The organism is Blautia massiliensis (ex Liu et al. 2021) (genome assembly GCF_052064225.1).
GTDB classification, from domain to species: domain Bacteria; phylum Bacillota; class Clostridia; order Lachnospirales; family Lachnospiraceae; genus Blautia_A; species Blautia_A fusiformis.
Genome location: NZ_JBQHWA010000046.1, coordinates 1 through 17,475, shown reverse-complemented (window position 1 = coordinate 17,475; position 17,475 = coordinate 1). Strand labels below are relative to the sequence as shown.

Below are 17,475 nucleotides of genomic sequence, written 5' to 3'. Positions count from 1 at the left end.
AAAAGCTGTATGAGAGGGGTATGTTACTGTCTGCTGCTTAGCAGGCAGAACTTCTCATTTTAATTTGTACTAAATCTTGACATAGGACCACATAATCTGATATAATCTTTCACTCAGACAACCAATCACAACCTACCCCTCACCCGATCAGCTTCAAACGTATAATCCAATCCACATCCGCCACCCAATCCGGTAAGGTCAAATCAGGTCAGATCAGATCATCCAGAAATTATCCGTGCAGACAATCCTCCTGTAAGTCTCAAACTTAAACCACTTATTATGAAACTCCGACTTATTATCAGCAGCCTCAAATTCCCTCAAAAACATCTGATAATCATCATTACTGCGGATCTCCAGGGCAAAACCTCTCTCATCCACAACAGGAAGCCCCATAAACACATACTCATCCAGCGGAATAATATCCTGCACCCTCTTATCACGGATCAGAACAGCCGCGCTATCCTCCAGAGAAACAATATCAAAATAGCCCGGATACTCAAAGCTGTCACCCTCAACAGGCACCACATCCCCTACATGATAAGTCTTAACCTCTTTATCCGCCTTGGAAAGCAGCGCATTCTCAAGGTTAAAATAAAACTCCTCAAAAACATAACCGCCAACCTTCACATCATCCTTCTGGAAATAAGGCTTCTCCCCCTCAGTATCAACCGATTCCACAACACCACATGCAGAAGTCATATGACTCACACGGTCGATCAGGATCAGCTCACCAAGAGTCTTATTCCTCTTAAACTCATCCAGCACAACCTTATCAGAAAGACCGATTTTGCAAAGAGCGATCTCATTCTTCTCGATCGTATCCGCATGCAGATGCTCCCCGGTATTTACATCCGTCTTAAACTCAATACTCTTAACCACACCTGCGATCTTCTTGGTACCAAGCTTCACAAGATACTCCTTGCCCACTTCAAGCCTGGAATCATCCATCCATAGAAGCGTAGCCTCAAAGCCCTTTGCAACAGGGATCTCATTATTATTGGTAAGAACACATCCACGGCTTACATCCACCTCTTTATCCAGCTGTATCGTAACAGCCTGGCCGGCAACAGCCTCCTCACGATCGTCACTGCCCACCAGGATCGTCTTAACAGCCGCTGTCTCGTTGCTTGGGAGCGTTGTGATGATATCGCCTACATGAACCCGACCACTCTCGATCTGGCCCTGGAAACCGCGAAATTCATGGTTTGGACGAGAAACACGCTGAACAGGCAGATAAAACTCGCTGACATTCTCAGCCTCTGAAACATCCACAGTCTCAAGATGCTCCAGAAGAGCTTTCCCCGTATACCAGGGCATATTCGGAGACTTCTTCGTTACGTTATCACCCTCTGTAGCACTGACAGGAATGATCACAACATCCTGAAGCCCCAGAGTCTCAGAAAGCTCATTGATATCCTTTACGATCTCATTAAAACGACTCTCACTGTAATCAACAAGATCCATTTTGTTCACAGCAAATACAAAATGATGGATACCCATCAGAGCGCAGATACGTGCATGACGCCTTGTCTGGACCAGAACCCCCTGCTTCGCATCCACAAGAATAATGGAAAGCTGAGCAAAGGAAGCTCCAACCGCCATGTTCCTTGTATACTCCTCATGTCCGGGAGTATCCGCAACGATAAAGCTTCTTTTATCGGTTGTAAAATAACGATACGCAACATCAATGGTGATTCCCTGCTCACGTTCTGCCATCAGGCCATCCAGAAGAAGAGAATAATCAATGGCACCACCTCTGGAACCTACCTTGCTGTCCAGAAGAAGGGCTTTTTCCTGGTCCGCATATAAAAGCTTGGAATCATAAAGAATATGACCGATCAGTGTAGATTTTCCATCATCTACACTTCCGCAAGTGATAAATTTCAGTAATCCGCTCATCCTAGAAGTACCCCTCTCTCTTTCTTTTTTCCATACTTGCAGCTCCGCCGTCGGAATCAATAACACGTGTGGTTCTCTCAGATTCCACAGAGCTTAAGGTCTCGTCAATGATCTCGTCCAGTGTCTCCGCGTCAGACTCGATACCACCTGTCAGAGGATAGCATCCGAGAGTACGGAAACGGACCTTTTTCATCTGCGGCTCCTCACCCGGGTTCAGACGCATTCTGTCGTCATCCACCATGATAATGTTGCCGTCTCTGTATACAACCGGACGCTCTTTTGCAAAATAAAGAGGAACGATCGGGATATTTTCTCTCTTAATATACTGCCAGATATCCGTCTCAGTCCAGTTGGAAATCGGAAAAACACGGATGCTTTCGCCTTTATTGATCTCCGTATTATAAAGTTTCCACATCTCCGGACGCTGGTTCTTCGGATCCCAGGCCTGCTCTGCATTACGGAAGGAGAAGATACGCTCTTTTGCACGGCTTTTCTCCTCGTCACGACGACCGCCGCCAAAAGCAGCTGTGAAACCATATTTCTTAAGAGCCTGCTTCAGTGCTTGCGTTTTCATGATATCTGTGTATGCGGAGCCGCTGTCAAAAGGATTGATACCCTGCTTCACACCATCCTGATTAATGTACTCAAGCATTTCGATTCCCAGATCCTTCGCGGTTTTGTCACGAAACTCTATCATCTCTTTAAATTTCCATGTTGTATTTACGTGAAGAAACGGAAATGGCGGTTTCTCCGGATAAAAAGCCTTCATTGCAAGATGAAGCATTACAGAACTGTCTTTTCCTATAGAATAAAGCATTACCGGCTTCTCGCACTCTGCTGCAACTTCACGGATGATATAAATTGCCTCTGCTTCCAGCTCATCCAAATGTGATAATCCACTCATATCTGATCTCATCCTCCTGTTCCGGCCGCCAGAACCGGCAGCACTTATCTTCTGGTCTAATATTTATTCGAATTCCGTCGATCCACATCGATCACGGATGTAGAACCGTCCGTTTTTGTAATGATCCAATGAAGGATATCCCCTTCGCTTTTTACATTCATGATACTTCCGTTCCCGCCGATATCCGCACCAAGGAAAAAGTCGATGGCACCGGCTTTACATTCCTTTACACAGGAAACGCAGCCCCAGCAGTTTTTCGGATATTTCATCACGGCTTTTTTGTCTTCCATGACGATCAGGGTTCCCGGACATACTTCACTGCATTTTCTGCAGCCAACACATTTTTTCTGATCAATTCGTATGCTCATATGTGTCCTCCTTTACAATGTCGCGAAAAATCATCCTGATCTCGCCGTTTTCCAGTTTCGAATTTACATATTTATAAAATTTCTCATCTGTTTCCGGATGATCCAGATTTTCGTTAAAAGAATGCCATCTGGTCTCTTTGCGGTTTTTCAGATGAGCGATCAGTGAACGGCACACAATGAGACGCTCACGAAGTTCGTATGCAAACATCAGCTCATGCATATCTGCTGCCGCTGTTTTTTCGGCAAGAGCCTGAAGCTGAAGGATTTTTTCATCTGCAAGAGCAAGCTGCTTCTCATTAAACTGATAATTAGAAGCAATTCCTCCCGCATATTCATCCATGACTTTCTGCATAGCCTCTTCCAGCTCTTCCACGGAAAATGCCGGTGCGTCTTCATTTCGGAACTTTTCGTACTGAGAAAGAATTTCCCCTTCCTGAACCTTGATCTCTGTCTCAGTCTGAATATCTGCTTCCTTCAGAGTTCCGGCCTTAAACTGTTTCACCATATCCAATGCTGCAAGCTTTCCTTCTGCAAGAGCTCCTGTTACATATTTCTGCGGACATCCGCCTGCAACATCACCAGCTGCATATAGCCCCTTTACCGTGGTTTCACGGCCTGTATTTACCCAGTAGCCGCTGGCTGTATGACCGCCTACGATATACGGCTCTGTTCCCTGGATCTCCACATCCTGCTCGCTGGGGCTCTTTCCGCTTTCAATCCATTTCAGAGTCTGGCTCGGTGCCATGTTGAGATAAGCCTTCAGAAGATCTTCATCCTGTTCCTTCGTGATCCCTGTAGTCTTCAGGTAACACGGGCCGTGGCCAAGCTGATTTTCCCGAACTGTTCCGTAAACTCTCTCGCTTGTGGTCAGTCCGTATTTTGTCTCATAGATCTCGCCAGCTGCATTGATCTGTTTTGCGCCGACACCCTGTGCGATGGTTCCCGTAGGAGCAATGGTATCCTTGCAGCGAAGTGCGATAAAACGCATCTCAAAGGATGTCATCTCCGCACCTGCCAGGATTCCCATTGCATATCCGGCACCTGTGTTAAACGGCGGATACCACATCTTATGTCTGGAAAATCCCGGATTGTTCGGCTTATAAAGTCCGGCCGCTCCGCCTGTTGCAGCAAGAACTGCCTTTGCCCGGATAATGTATGCGGTTTCTTCCATAATAGAGAAACCAACCGCTCCGTAAACCTGTCCGTCTTTTACAAGAAGGTCTGTGATATTTACATAATTCAGAACGTCTACGTTCTCAGCTTTATTAACTGCATTAGCAAGAAGTGGTTTAAAATTTTCACCGTTGATCTTGATGTTACGGTTTCCTCTGGCTACATAATCACCATTTTCATCCTTCAGGATCACAAGCCCAAGCTTTTCCATCTTCGCAGTAACTTCGTTGAAATTCTCCGCTGCTGTAAGAAGAAGGTCCTGCCTTACGATCCCGGCGGCATCCTTTGTTGCATAATCTACATAATCCTGCGGCTTGCGGCCTTTTACAATGTAGGCATTGATTGCATTAACACCTGCTGCCAGACAGCCGCTTCGTCTGATATTTGCTTTTTCTGCGATCAGTACCCTGCCGGCTTTCTGTTCTGAGAGAACCAGCGCCGCATAGCAGCCTGCGGTACCTCCGCCTATGATCAGCACATCTGTTGTAATTTCCTTTGTGTTTAATCTGTTTTTCATACTCATCACTCTGTTATCTGAAGCTCATGTACCGTTACATTTTTCTCTTTATCTACGCCAAAGGCCTTCAACACCGGATTTTCTGCATCCATAAGGGAGAGGATCAGATATTCGATGTTCGGGTCAAATGCAAGTCGTTTATCTTCTTCGGAAGGCCTTGACGGAGACTCCGGATGAGAATGAAAGTTTCCGATCATCTGATATCCGTTCTGACGGATATCCTTGATCGCGCTCAGCTGTTCCTTCGGGTCCATGGAAAAGTGTTCGTTGCTTTCATCGATATTTGTCAGCAGATACACCTTCTCGATGGTTTTTACATCGTCCTCAATGGTCCCGCCCAGAAGGCCGCAGGACTCATTGGGAAGTCCTTTTCTGCAGTGGTCTAATATTTTCTCGTAATCTTCTTTTTTTAATTTCAGCATTTCTTCGCAGCCTCCAATGGGTTTCTATACTTAATTTTTAGTGTTTTAATTCACATACAGCCTGCTCATAATCGATCAGTTCTGTGATCGTCGGATCATCGCCGCATACCGGGCAATGATGATTCTTCGGAAGCTTCACGGTACGGAATGTCATCTTCAGCGCATCGTAGGTAAGAAGTCTTCCTGTAAGAAGATCACCCTGTCCGATGATGTACTTGATCGCTTCCATTGCCTGAAGGCTTCCGATCACTCCGCCCATGGCTCCGATCACGCCAGCCTGCTTACAGGTCGGTACGGCATCCTTTGGCGGCGGGCTCTGGAACGCACATCTGTAGCACGGGCCCTGTCCCGGAACGTAAGTCATCAGCTGTCCCTGGAAACGGATGATCCCTGCATGTGAAAACGGTTTCTCGGCCATTACACAGGCATCGTTGATCAGGAATTTTGCAGGAAAGTTGTCTGTTCCGTCAAGAATGAAATCGTAATCTTTGATCAGATCCATGATGTTGCTGGAATCTACAAAGGTATGATATGTATTTACAGTAACGTCCGGGTTGATTGCTTTCATGGTCTCAGCCGCAGACTCTACCTTCAGTTTGCCGACATCTGCAGTTGTGTGGATGACCTGTCGCTGAAGATTGGAAAGATCTACCTCATCTGCATCCGCGATCCCGATGGTTCCCACACCTGCTGCTGCAAGGTAAAGGGCTGCCGGTGCTCCAAGTCCGCCGGCTCCGATGATCAGAACCTTGGCATTCAGAAGCTTTTTCTGACCTTTTACTCCAACCTCCTTCAGGATGATATGGCGGGAGTACCGCTCAAGCTGCTCATTTGTAAAAGCCATTATCTTGCGCCTCCTCCCATGTAATACAGGAACTCAACAACGTCGCCGTCCTTTACCTCTGTTTCCGGAACGTCTGCCTTGCTGATGAATTCATCGTTGATAGTTACGGTTACATACTCAGGACTTTCAATATCCTCTTTCTCAATAAGCTCTGTAAGCTTCAGTCCGTCTTCGTACTCTTTTTTATTTCCTGCAACTGTGATTGTCATTTCTCTGTTCTCCTATTCTTCAACTTTTCTTACGATCAGTGTATAAGTTCCGTCTTCGTTGTCCTCGAGCTTCAGGATCTGATGTCCTTCTTCCTTCACGCTTCTCGGCACATTCTGTACCGGCTCGCCATCGTTCATTTTGATCGCCAGGATCTGTCCGTCATCCAGCTCCTCAAGTGCTACCTTTGCTTTTACAAAGGTTACCGGGCAGACCACATCGGTAATATCTACGGTATCATCAATCTTAATATCAGCCATTGTATGCTCCTTTCAAAACTTCCTGAAGTTTTTCAGCGCCTACCCGGTCGATGGTAAATTTAAAACGCTCTCCCGGATTTGCATGATCATCAAAGAACTGGATCGCTGCATCGGTCACTCTGAAAAGCTGCTCCTCAGAGGTGATCAGCGGAAGGAATTCCTGTCCCTTGCTGATGTGATTTCCAAACGTTCCGCCAAAGGAAACGATATATGCTTCGTTTACATCCCATGCATCCACCGGACAGGATTTTGCACATCTGCCGCAGTAGTTACATTTCTCTGTATCGATCACCAGCTTGTCATCCTCAAAGGAGATGGCGTTTTCTCTGCAGGCCTTTTCACAGACACCACAGTGGATACATGCATCCTCTTTCCAGCTGACCTCAGCCGCTCCCTTGATTCCTACATCATTCTCCTCTGCCTTCAGACAGTTGTTCTGGCATCCGGTAACACCGAATTTGAATTTATGAGGAAGCTCTCTTCCGAAATATCTTTCATTTAATTTCACTGCAATGTCATAGCTGTTGATATTTCCGCTTGGACAGACAGCGTTGCCCTGGCAGGCTGTAACTGTACGGACTCTCGGTCCGCAGACACCAGGCTTGCATCCGCCTTTTGCAAGATCATCCTTTACATCATCAATATCATCTAATTTAATGAACGGGATCTCAACTCCCTGTCTGGAAGTAAGATGTACATATCCGTCACCGTATTTCTCAGCTACCTCTGCGATCTTCTTAAGGTTTTCTGCGGTAAGTGTACCGCCTACACAGGCAAGACGAAGAGAAAAATTATTTTTCTGCTTCTGTCTCATGAAACCACCTTTTTTTAATGTAGCGTAATCTACTTTTGCCATAACGAACTCTCCATTTCTCTGCTGGTGCAGCTCTTAGATTTTATCGGTTATTTTCTATCGCTTGTTTGAAATCTTCTTTTAAATCTTCAATATCTTCAATTCCCACACTGATACGGATCAGATCCTCGAATACTCCGGACTGCAGCTTCTCTTCGTCGGAGATGTGTGCCGCGATGGTGGATTCCGGATGGATCACCAGTGTCTTCGTATCTCCGATATTGGAGATGATCAGCGGGATCTTCAATGAATTAATAATGGAAAAAGCCTTCTCCTTGCTTCCGGTTCTTACGGTTACGATAGCTCCGTAGCCATTCCTGAACTGCTTTTCCGCAATTTCGTGATAAGGGCTTTCTTCCAGTCCCGGATAATTTACTTCAATGTCACCACCCAGGCCCTGTAAAAATCTCGCAAGCTCCAGTGCATTGTCACACTGTCTCTGCATTCGAAGTCCCAGGGTTTCCAGTCCCAGGTTATTAAGGAAAGCATTCTGCGGAGCAAGACACGCGCCAGTGTTCCGGAAAAGTCCGTTTCTAAGCTTGGCGATGTATGCAAATGGTCCGAATTTCCGGTATGGAGCAAGTCCCGGATATCGGTCAGGGTCCCATTTCAGACCCTTACCACAGACAAGAATACCGCTGATGGCATCGCTGCTTCCATTGATATATTTGGAAGAGGAATGAACCACAATGTCAGCTCCAAGCTTCAGTGGCTGGATCAGATACGGGGTTGCCACCGTGTTGTCTACGATCAGCGGTACGTCATGCTTATGTGCCACTTCCGCAACTGCCTGGATATCGGTAACATCCAGCTTGGGGTTGCCAATGGTCTCCGCAAAAACAAGTCGCGTCTTCTCTGTGATCTCTGCCTCAAAAGCTTCCGGCTTATTCTCTTTCACATATTTTACGGAAATCCCGAAAGGCTTCAGATCATCGAACAGTTCCACAGTTCCGCCATACAGTCCGCAGGCTGCCACGATCTCATCTCCCGCCTGAAGAATGTTCAGAAACGCATTGGTCAGCGCTGCCATTCCGGATGCACAGGCCACACTGCCGATCCCATCCTCCAGCATGGTCACTCGCTTCTCAAAGGACTCTACCGTAGGATTGTTGATCCTTGTATAGGAAAAGCCCATTTTTTTATTGTCAAAAATTTTCTCCAGGTCTTCCGCGCTGTCATGTCGGAATGCGCTGCTCTGATAGATTGGAACCTGTGTGGCTCCCTGCGGATATTTCTCGTTGGTGCCGTGGAGCAGTCCTGTATTAAAGCCGTATTCGTTCATAGCCTCTTCCCTTTCTTTTGTTGACACTTATATTAACCTACTATTCATAGTATGTCAATAGGAAAACGGGATTAAATGTATTTTTTTTGTGTACACAACTATACGACAGCATGATACAATTATAACAGTTACGATAATTACAGCACCAAAAGAAAGATGCCCGCAGGCATACAAACCTACATGAAGAACAGGAGGTGATCCCTATCAATATAAACCCGAAACTCCGGAATATTTTTCACTCTTTATTCAGTACCACCCTTGATTTCCGCGTCCGGCTGTTCAACATCCTCGCCTTAGGAGGTACTGTGATCAGCCTGATCATGGCCTTTCTCAGTCTCGGGACCGGTTCCTGGGGAAATGTACTGATCAATTTTGCGCTGGTTGCAATCTCCGGAGGGCTTTTTCTTTATTCCTATTACAGTGGAAAATATCAGCGCTGCTACCTGATCACCATTGTCGTGATCTTTCTGATCGTTTTTCCGGTGATGTTTTTTACCAGCGGCGGTTATCGTGGCGGCATGCCGGCATTCTTTGTGTTTGCTATTATTTTTACCGTGCTGATGCTGGAAAAAAGACGCGCTCTGATCGTTTCCCTGCTGGAGATCCTCCTTTATATGGGACTGTGTCTGGTTGCATACCATTTCCCGGACACTGTAACTCCTTTTGCCACGGAAGCAGACCGGCTGGCAGATATCCTTCTGGCGTTTGTCTCTGTAAGTATTGTCTGCGGCAGTGTTCTCTATTTTCATCTGAAGGAATATAACCAGCAGCAGTTCCTTCTGGAGGAACAGAATCTGCGACTGCGCTCCCTTGATAATGCCAAGTCCACCTTCCTGACCACCGTTGCCCATGAGATTAAAAATCCTCTGAGTTCCATTTCCCTCCACGCGCGGGACACCTCCGAGCTCCTTGAGGAAGAGCCTCTGGATTTCTCTCTTATGCAGGAAAATCTCCGCACCATTGAACAGTCGGTAATGCGGATCGACCGGATCGTGCTGGATCTGATGGATACGGTTTCCATTGAGCAGGGACGGCTTGCCCTTTCCCTTGTCCCATCAGATCTGTCCGGTCTTTTGTATTCTGTAAAAAAAGACTACTGCAGTCATCCAAGCTCAAAGAACAATCAGCTGGTCCTTACGACACAATCCGGACTCCCGGAAATCTCTGCTGATCCGGAACGGCTGATCCAGGTTGTCACCAATCTGATCTCCAATGCAGAGCGTCACACCCAAAACGGAACCATCACCATTTCTCTTACCGGCGAACCGGGCTGGCAGACCATCTGCGTCTCCGACACCGGAACCGGCATGTCAGAAGAAATGCGAAAAAACGCACTCAAGGGTTATGTTTCCGCTGATAAGGATTACTGGAGGCACGGCATAGGCCTCTATGTCTGTCATCAGATCATCACTGCCCATGGCGGCAAAATATGGCTGAAAAGTAAAGAAGGCGAGGGAACTCAGGTGTTCTTCTCACTTCCGGAGGAGGAATCATAAATGAATGAAAAGAAATCACTTATCCTTATGGTCGAGGATGAAGAACAGGTGCTGAATACCAACTGCCGGATGCTGCGGCGCCGTGGCTATGATGTCCGCACTGCACAGACAGCCGCCGAAACCTGTCATCAGCTTGCAGAACAGCTGCCGGATCTTCTTATCCTGGACATTATGCTTCCGGACGGAAACGGTCTGGATATCTGCCGCCGCTTCCGCGAAAAAACCATGAATCCGGTTCTTTTTCTCACCGGAAAAAGTGATATCCGGGATCGGGTAGAAGGACTTCAGCAGGGAGGCGACTATTATCTCACCAAACCTTATAATTTCGATGAATTTCTGGCCGTGATCCAGATGCTTCTGGAACGCCAGAAACGAATGGAAGAAAAAATAAAAGAAAAATTTCAGTCCTCCCGTCAGATCACCATCGGCAGCCTGCGGCTGGATCTTTCGGACGGCCATGCATATCTCAATAATACCGACACAGGCCTTACCCGGACCGAATTCTCTCTGCTGCGCCTCCTTGCAGAAAACCAGGAGAAGATTTTTTCTGCAAAGGAGCTCTACGAAGCGGTATGGGGCAGCTGTGCAGGAACAGATACCAGCACGGTACGGCGGCATATCTTTAACCTCCGGACCAAGATCGGTGCCGAAGATACCGATGAGTATGACATTGTCTCGGTTTATGGGAAGGGATATCTTTTTACCTGCCGGTAAGCCGGCCTTTTCACGATCGGATAACATATTTCCAGACCTGTAAGCAGCTTTCCGTAAATGTCTCTTTTTCTTCACATTTCCGGATATCGGGATCTGTCTGTTACAATGTACTTAACAGACAGATCTTTTTTATTTGTAAAAATTTATGATCAAAGAATAGTAAGCAGCTAACTGCTGCGCAATTTATCAGGAGGTGCCTATGCATAAAAAAATCTTAGTTCTTTTAACAGGCGCGATTGCTCTTTCCATATCTGCAGTCCCGGTCCTCGCTTCTGACCCTCCAACCGATGACGGTCAGTACATCTGGCAGGATGAAAACGGAGATTACTGGTACCGCAATGGTTCCGAGGATGAATATATCGGGGAAGGTAATTATGCCCCTGACCCGGATTCCGGTGAACTGATGGAAGGCAACGATGCCGGCTGGACCGAACAGGACGGTTATTTTGAGCCTCATTATTATTATGAGGACGGCAGTGTGTGGCTGGAAGATGCCACCGGAACCACATATATTGGCTCCAGAGATAAATATTATATTGATGACTACGGTAATCTTCAGGAATATTCCGATTCTGAAACTGATTCCTCCTCCGGAGATTCTTCAGAAGAATCCTCCGATACCAGTGGAAACTCCTCCTCGCAGGATTCCGATTCTTCATACCCAAATTCCTCTTCCGATACAAACACGGAAGATTCCTCCGAATCGGAAAAGCGCGGCGAGCTTCATATGCGGGTTGGATTCCCTGCCGATGATACGATCAGAGAATCCATGCCCGAAAAAGAAGGTTATTTCGAGCAGCGTTCCGTAAATGGCGGAAAAAGCACTGCCTTTGTTTTAAAAGTACCGAATTCCTCTCTGGAGGATTCTTCCCTGAAGGGTTTTCTGGCAGAATACTATCCGGTAAAGGGTGAGATCATCACCAAAAAGGATCTTACCTTTGAATCTTATCCTGCCACGAAATATCAATACTTAACCGAAGTCAACGAAGAAGAAAAAAATGTAGATGCTCTTGTATGCCAGACTGACGATTATACATTCGGACTTTTTGTCCTGACTCCGTCAGACACTTATGATAAGGCCGCCGAAAAGGAAGCCACAGAGCTGATCAAATCCATAGATTTCGTTTACGCAGAGCGTGTGGATATGGCCATGACGGATTACTTCCAGGTCCTCACTCCGGAGCGCTGGAAATATCTCTGCCATTATGAAACAACCGAAACCGAAAATGGTGGATATAAACTGACTTATTACAATGAGGATGTTCCTGTACTGACTCTGGAAGCCAGATATTACGATGGCGAAGACCAGCCTCTGGACAGTGTATGGCAGGGCTATCTCGGCCGTATCGAAACCGTCGACGGCAAAAAATACGATCTTCTGTCCACCATCAGCCAGTACTCCAGGGACGCCTCTGATGAATGGAAGGAAATGTATGACACTTATCTGGATGTCATAAACGGGATCCGTATGATGGACGGCTGTTCCCTGACCGAAGGAAGCCATGCCTGATCCCTTGTGATTCGCAATATTTACATAAAAGAAGCTGCAGACTCTGTTTTTTCACTGTTCTGCAGCTTCTTTGTGTTATTGTGTCCAACTATATCTTCTGCTGTCTATCCTTCGTAAATCTGATCAAAAATCCCTCCATCTGAGAAATGTGTTTCCTGTGCCTTTTTCCATCCGCCGAAATCATCAATGGTGACAAGATTGATGTCCAGGTCAAACACATCGGAGTATTCCTTCAGAATATCCTGGTTTGACGGACGGTAATAATTATCACCGGCGATCCTCTGTGCTTCATCGGAATAGAGATAATTCAGATATTCCTCTGCCACATCTCTGGTGCCTCTTTTGTCTACGACTTTATCGACTACTGCTACAGATGGCTGTGCAAGGATGCTGATGCTTGGTGTTACGATCTCGTAGTCGTCCGGATAATCCTTTACGGAAAGATAGGCTTCATTTTCCCAGGCGATCAGTACATCACCCTGTCCGTTTTCCACGAAAGAGGTCGTTGCGCCTCTGGCTCTGGTATCCAGGACAAGTACGTTTTTGTAAAGATCTCCGATGAATTCTTTAATTTTGTCCTCGTCTCCGTTATATTTATCTTTTGCATAGGCCCAGGCTGCCAGATAGTTCCATCTTGCTCCGCCGGAGGTTTTCGGGTTTGGTGTGATCACACCTACGTCTTTCTTTACCAGATCGTCCCAGTCTTTGATGTTCTTCGGATTTCCTTTTCTCACAAGAAATACAATCGTCGAAGTATAGGGAGCGCTGTCCTCCGGAAATTCGTCCACCCATCCGTCATCGATGAGTCCTGCATCCTGGATCGCATCTACATCATACTCCAGTGCCAGTGTTACCACATCTGCTTCCAGTCCATTGGCAACCTCAAGTGCCTGCTTGCCGGAACCACCATGGGACTGTGTGATTTCCACATCCTGGCCTGTTTTTTCCTTCCAGTGTTCCTGGAAGATCTTGTTGTACTGTTCGTAAAGCTCTCTGGTCGGATCATAAGATACATTGGTGATGCTGACACTGTCCGCCGCATAGGTGGTTACGCCTGTAAGGCTTCCAATTGTTGCTATTGCTGCAAGAGCTGCTACTGCTGATTTCCATCTTCTTTTCATAATACTTACCTCCTGTGTTTTACCTCGTGTTTTGTTGTTGGGGCTATTATAAACATGAGTAAGTACATATGAAAACTATTAGATTGGAAACCGTTTTCAGTAGTTTTCGAAATCAGGGATATTTTGGCGGATTTTACAGGTTTTTATGTCTGCTTTCTAACGATAATGTATTGTTTCTATTGATTTTTACACGGTTTTTTATTATTCCGAGAGTATATGTGAAAACGTCATCATTCTTGTAATTCCTGTGTTTTTCGGGAATTTTGCCAAAGTATATCTTGTTTTTGCGGGATGTTTTCCTTCCTCTGTGAAATTTTGATCGGTGTCAGGCGGATATTTGCAATTGAAGCAGTGAACTTCCCTGATTCTGTTAAAACAAATCTCTTTGTACTTATCCGAATGTGGAGTATTCTTATAGATTTTCAAAGACATTTCCTTTATAATCGAATTATAAATATCATACGTTTAAGGAGGAGTATGTATATGAAAAAGAAAACTCTTGCATTTTTATTATCCGCATGTCTGCTGACACAATCTGCAGGGTTCGTCTCTGCTGCTGATTTTTCTGCAGTTCCGGAAGAAGCTGCGAATGCGGAAGAAATTTTTTCTCCGGAGGCTAACGCCACAGATTCGGATCCTTCAGATAATCTGTCAGCCACCAGCGGTGATGATTTTTCTGACGAACATCCCGATCATATAACAACTACAGATTCCGGAGCAGTTTCCGAAGAATCCAAGGTTTCGTCGGACCTGGACGCAGATACAAATCCTGATTCCACAACAAACACAGAATCAGCTCCTTCCGTTTCCGACTCTGTGACAAATCCGGAAACGGACCAGGACGTAGAACTGCTTCCAGAGGAAACCATGCCGGAAGATGTTGAACTGGAACCAGAAGCTTCCTCAACCGAAAACGATTCCGAACTTTCTCAGGAGCTTCTTTTTGATGACGGCGAATCCGACACCTTTAACGATGGAAATGATTCTTCCTCCGCTGCATTCGCCTCATCCAAAATACCGGATCACGATATCTGGCTTGCCGATACAGTTAAGACCGGTCTTGTTGTGGATGGAAAAAATATCCAGACGAAGTCTCTGTATAACCTTATCACCCAGCCTTCCGTAAAACCGGTTTATCAGGAACTTGGCGAACGTATCCTGTCCAATAAGCCTATGCTTGTGCTTTCTTCCATCTGGAAGGGCGTTATCAAGCAGGAATTTTATGATGACCAGAAGCTGATCTATGAAGCTTTACTTGCGGATTATCTGCAGTTTGTAGATTCCACGGATTCCAAGGATTTTGATTCCTCACAAATTGAACGCGCCAATTCTTATCTGATAAAAATGTTTAATGACCTGTCCACGTATTATACCCAGAACGGAGTCTATAACTGGAAACCGGAAGATTTCATGAAACTTGATGCAGAAGAAGCCAATAAACTGCTTCAGTCTGTGGATTCCATGAAAACCGCAGTCTCCCTGGTAGGAGATGCCTGCTCCACCACAAAAGAGCTGGTAGAACTCTGCACAAAAGTAAATGCTTTCAAAAACGCAGCCGACGAGCGTATCCTTCTTATCCAGAAAGCACGGGATGCCGGATCTTCCAATACCGCTTTTGTCGAAGCCTGCGACGCAATCCTTGCCCAGCTCGGTTCTCAGTCCATCGATGTCAGTTACCTGCGAAGCCAGAGTGCATCTGCAGCTATGAAAAAGTGTACAGAGACTATGATCAGTGAATTAAGCAAACAGAATCCTGCTCTGAAAGCTTTAAGTTATGGTTCCAGTGCCATGGATATTTTGTTTAACACGTCCAGTATCAACTCTGACAACCTGAAGCTGTCCCTGCTTTATACTATGGACTGTTATTTTAATACTGCCCTGACCAGTTCTTCCTATACATATACGCGGTATAAAAATACAGAAAACGCCAATACTTTTGTAAAATGCTTCCAGGGATATACTACTTTCCAGATATACGCAAATAATATCGCAAAATCCTACATCTCCGGCGTTACTTCCGGTGGTGCCCTGAACCGGACTTTTGCTGATATCTTTTACCGTGAGGGCGTTAAAAATGCGGAAAGCTGGAAAAATCTCTGCGATGGCCAGATCAATATTCGCAGAGGTATCCTGGATGTACTGGCGAAATTTTATCAGCTCTACAATCGTTTTTACCTGAAAGCTGAATACACCAACGCTCTGAAAGACCAGATTACCGCTACACCGACTCCGACTCCAAGGCCGCTGGTTCCGGTGGATTATGAGGTTACGGTACCGGAGAGTAAGAATCCGGTGAAGGATAGTTATTTTTATCATTCAGACGGATGGTCTTACTTTGATGATGGAACTTTGGTCTTTTCAGGCAAAAAGTTTCTTGATGAAAAATGCCCTTATAGTGATGTTGCCAAAAAGGTCATTGTATGCGAAGGATTTACATTTATAAATGATGATCACGGATACTATTTTTCGGGATGGCCCAATTTGGAAAGTGTATGGCTTCCCGATAGCTTGACCGATATTCGTTATGGAGCTTTTAAAAATTGTAAAAATTTAAAAGACATACGCTTTCCCTCCAAATATATAAAAATAGATTCCAGTGCCTTTGAAAACTGCGTTTCCTTAAAAACAGTCAATATCTCCGCAGAATATATTCTCAGTCATTCCGGTAATGAAACCTTCACCTATATGGGTAGCAGCATTTTTGAAGGTTGCACCAGTTTGGAAACGGTCACTCTTCCCTCAAATCTGATGAGTATACCTGCTAACTGTTTTAAAGGTTGTACCAATCTTCAGAATATTCAATTATCAGATACCGTAACATATATAGGTTCCGGCGCATTTACTGACTGTACCAGTCTAAAACAGATTAATATTCCCGATTCTGTAACCACTATTAACCGTCAGGCGTTTCAAAATTGCCACAGCCTAGAGTCCATCACATTACCTGGTGAAATTTCTGGTGGTTGGACCTACGCTGGCAACTATCGTGGATTAGATTCTTATGTTTTCTATAATTGCTCGAATCTGAAAGAAGTAACATTTAAAAAGGGAACCTCGACACAACTCATAGGCGCATATGATTTTGCAGGTTGCTCTAACCTGAAAAAAGTCATACTGCCGGAAAATGTAAAATACATTGAACGCAACGCCTTTGAAGACTGTAATGCACTCACGGAAATTGACTTGCACTATATAGAAGGTCTTGGGTCTGATGCTTTTAAAAATTGCTCCAGACTGAAAAATGTATCCTTCCCTACATCCCGAATCTATTATTCTTCAAATGTATTCGAAAATTGTAGCAGTCTGGAAAATGCCGAACTTTCCGGTACTATTTCCAACAGTGCATTCAGTGGATGCAGTAATTTAAAAAAAGTAATCCTACATGCAGCAGAATCTATCGGAAATGAAGCATTTTATGGGTGTAAAAATCTTACAGAAATAATTTTACCTAAAAACTTTAGTTCTAATTCCTCAGAAGATTACCTTATTTGCGACAAAGCATTTTATAATTGTATCAAACTAAAAAAGATTACTTTGCCAGATAATATAATCTCTATAGGTGCACAGTGTTTTTATAACTGTAAGAGTCTGCAGACTATGGTTTTTCCAAAGGGAATTGATTATCTTATTGATGGATCACTCGCAAACTGCAGCAGTCTGAAATCTGTCTCCTTTTTACGGGAAAGAGACTCTCTTACAGATTCTCAATGTGACTCGACTGTATTTAAAGGCTGCTCAAACCTGAAAAACATCTATGGTCATTCCGGCACTGCTTTTGAAACTGTCGCCAAGCAACTTGGTATAACCTTTATTTTGATGTTGTATAAATAAAGTTGACACCTTATTCTCAAAGAATTCATGTATAATAAAGAGAATAAGGAGGAACTCTCAATGTCACGTACCCA

The 17,475-nt window shown here is 45.1% G+C and carries 15 protein-coding genes; 4 read left to right on the top strand and 11 right to left on the bottom strand.

All coding sequences use genetic code 11. The features are described from left to right. Nucleotides 1–213: 213 nt before the first annotated feature. From ACTNDQ_RS14130 to ACTNDQ_RS14085, 10 genes are read right to left on the bottom strand one after another with little or no spacing between them, the layout of a single operon-like run. Nucleotides 214–1,899, bottom strand: a complete 1,686-nt coding sequence (locus tag ACTNDQ_RS14130) for a sulfate adenylyltransferase subunit 1 (protein WP_110925814.1) — start codon at nt 1,897–1,899, stop codon at nt 214–216. Nucleotide 1,900: 1 nt separating this feature from the next. Continuing rightward, the gene (gene cysD, locus ACTNDQ_RS14125; RefSeq protein ID WP_015526618.1) at nt 1,901–2,803 is read right to left on the bottom strand and encodes a sulfate adenylyltransferase subunit CysD; all 903 of its coding nucleotides are present in this window, start codon (nt 2,801–2,803) and stop codon (nt 1,901–1,903) included. Nucleotides 2,804–2,859: 56 nt separating this feature from the next. Beyond that, complete coding sequence (locus ACTNDQ_RS14120) at nt 2,860–3,171, bottom strand: 4Fe-4S dicluster domain-containing protein (protein WP_015526617.1); 312 nt, start codon at nt 3,169–3,171, stop codon at nt 2,860–2,862. After that, nucleotides 3,155–4,861 (bottom strand): adenylyl-sulfate reductase subunit alpha, encoded by a 1,707-nt coding sequence (locus ACTNDQ_RS14115; RefSeq protein WP_441064889.1) that lies wholly within the window; start codon nt 4,859–4,861, stop codon nt 3,155–3,157. Before ACTNDQ_RS14115 ends, ACTNDQ_RS14120 begins: the two co-directional genes overlap by 17 nt. A 5-nt stretch (nt 4,862–4,866) precedes the next feature. Then, nucleotides 4,867–5,283 (bottom strand): M67 family metallopeptidase, encoded by a 417-nt coding sequence (locus ACTNDQ_RS14110; protein ID WP_059086473.1) that lies wholly within the window; start codon nt 5,281–5,283, stop codon nt 4,867–4,869. 37 nt (nt 5,284–5,320) lie between these two features. Next, nucleotides 5,321–6,127: a thiazole biosynthesis adenylyltransferase ThiF gene (gene thiF, locus ACTNDQ_RS14105; protein WP_015526615.1), complete on the bottom strand. Its 807-nt coding sequence runs from the start codon at nt 6,125–6,127 to the stop codon at nt 5,321–5,323. Next, complete coding sequence (gene thiS / locus ACTNDQ_RS14100) at nt 6,127–6,336, bottom strand: sulfur carrier protein ThiS (protein ID WP_021650460.1); 210 nt, start codon at nt 6,334–6,336, stop codon at nt 6,127–6,129. Before thiS ends, thiF begins: the two co-directional genes overlap by 1 nt. 12 nt (nt 6,337–6,348) lie before the next feature. Beyond that, a complete protein-coding gene (locus ACTNDQ_RS14095) occupies nt 6,349–6,594 on the bottom strand; it encodes a sulfurtransferase TusA family protein (protein WP_015526613.1) in 246 nt (81 codons plus the stop codon). Beyond that, entirely contained in the window at nt 6,587–7,450 is an 864-nt protein-coding gene (locus ACTNDQ_RS14090; protein ID WP_021650461.1) for a 4Fe-4S binding protein, read from the bottom strand. Before ACTNDQ_RS14090 ends, ACTNDQ_RS14095 begins: the two co-directional genes overlap by 8 nt. A 40-nt stretch (nt 7,451–7,490) precedes the next feature. Next, the gene (locus tag ACTNDQ_RS14085) at nt 7,491–8,729 is read right to left on the bottom strand and encodes an O-acetylhomoserine aminocarboxypropyltransferase/cysteine synthase family protein (protein ID WP_022426722.1); all 1,239 of its coding nucleotides are present in this window, start codon (nt 8,727–8,729) and stop codon (nt 7,491–7,493) included. A 305-nt stretch (nt 8,730–9,034) separates the two neighbouring features. Here ACTNDQ_RS14085 and ACTNDQ_RS14080 point away from each other — a divergent pair, with 305 nt between their 5' ends. The 3 genes from ACTNDQ_RS14080 (at nt 9,035) to ACTNDQ_RS14070 (ending at nt 12,449) form a co-directional block, all read left to right on the top strand. After that, a complete protein-coding gene (locus ACTNDQ_RS14080; protein ID WP_278795236.1) occupies nt 9,035–10,225 on the top strand; it encodes a sensor histidine kinase in 1,191 nt (396 codons plus the stop codon). Further along, the gene (locus ACTNDQ_RS14075; RefSeq protein WP_441064888.1) at nt 10,226–10,939 is read left to right on the top strand and encodes a response regulator transcription factor; all 714 of its coding nucleotides are present in this window, start codon (nt 10,226–10,228) and stop codon (nt 10,937–10,939) included. Nucleotides 10,940–11,138: 199 nt separating this feature from the next. Beyond that, complete coding sequence (locus ACTNDQ_RS14070; RefSeq protein WP_288787109.1) at nt 11,139–12,449, top strand: hypothetical protein; 1,311 nt, start codon at nt 11,139–11,141, stop codon at nt 12,447–12,449. 104 nt (nt 12,450–12,553) lie between these two features. On the opposite strand, the gene ACTNDQ_RS14065 is transcribed toward ACTNDQ_RS14070, so the two are convergent. Further along, a complete protein-coding gene (locus ACTNDQ_RS14065) occupies nt 12,554–13,570 on the bottom strand; it encodes a sulfate ABC transporter substrate-binding protein (protein ID WP_441064887.1) in 1,017 nt (338 codons plus the stop codon). A gap of 483 nt (nt 13,571–14,053) precedes the next feature. On the opposite strand from ACTNDQ_RS14065, the gene ACTNDQ_RS14060 reads away from it, so the two are divergent. After that, nucleotides 14,054–17,401 carry a leucine-rich repeat protein gene (locus ACTNDQ_RS14060; protein WP_441064886.1) on the top strand — a complete coding sequence of 1,116 codons (3,348 nt, stop codon included), beginning with the start codon at nt 14,054–14,056 and terminating at the stop codon, nt 17,399–17,401. The last annotated feature ends 74 nt before the right edge of the window (nt 17,402–17,475 follow it).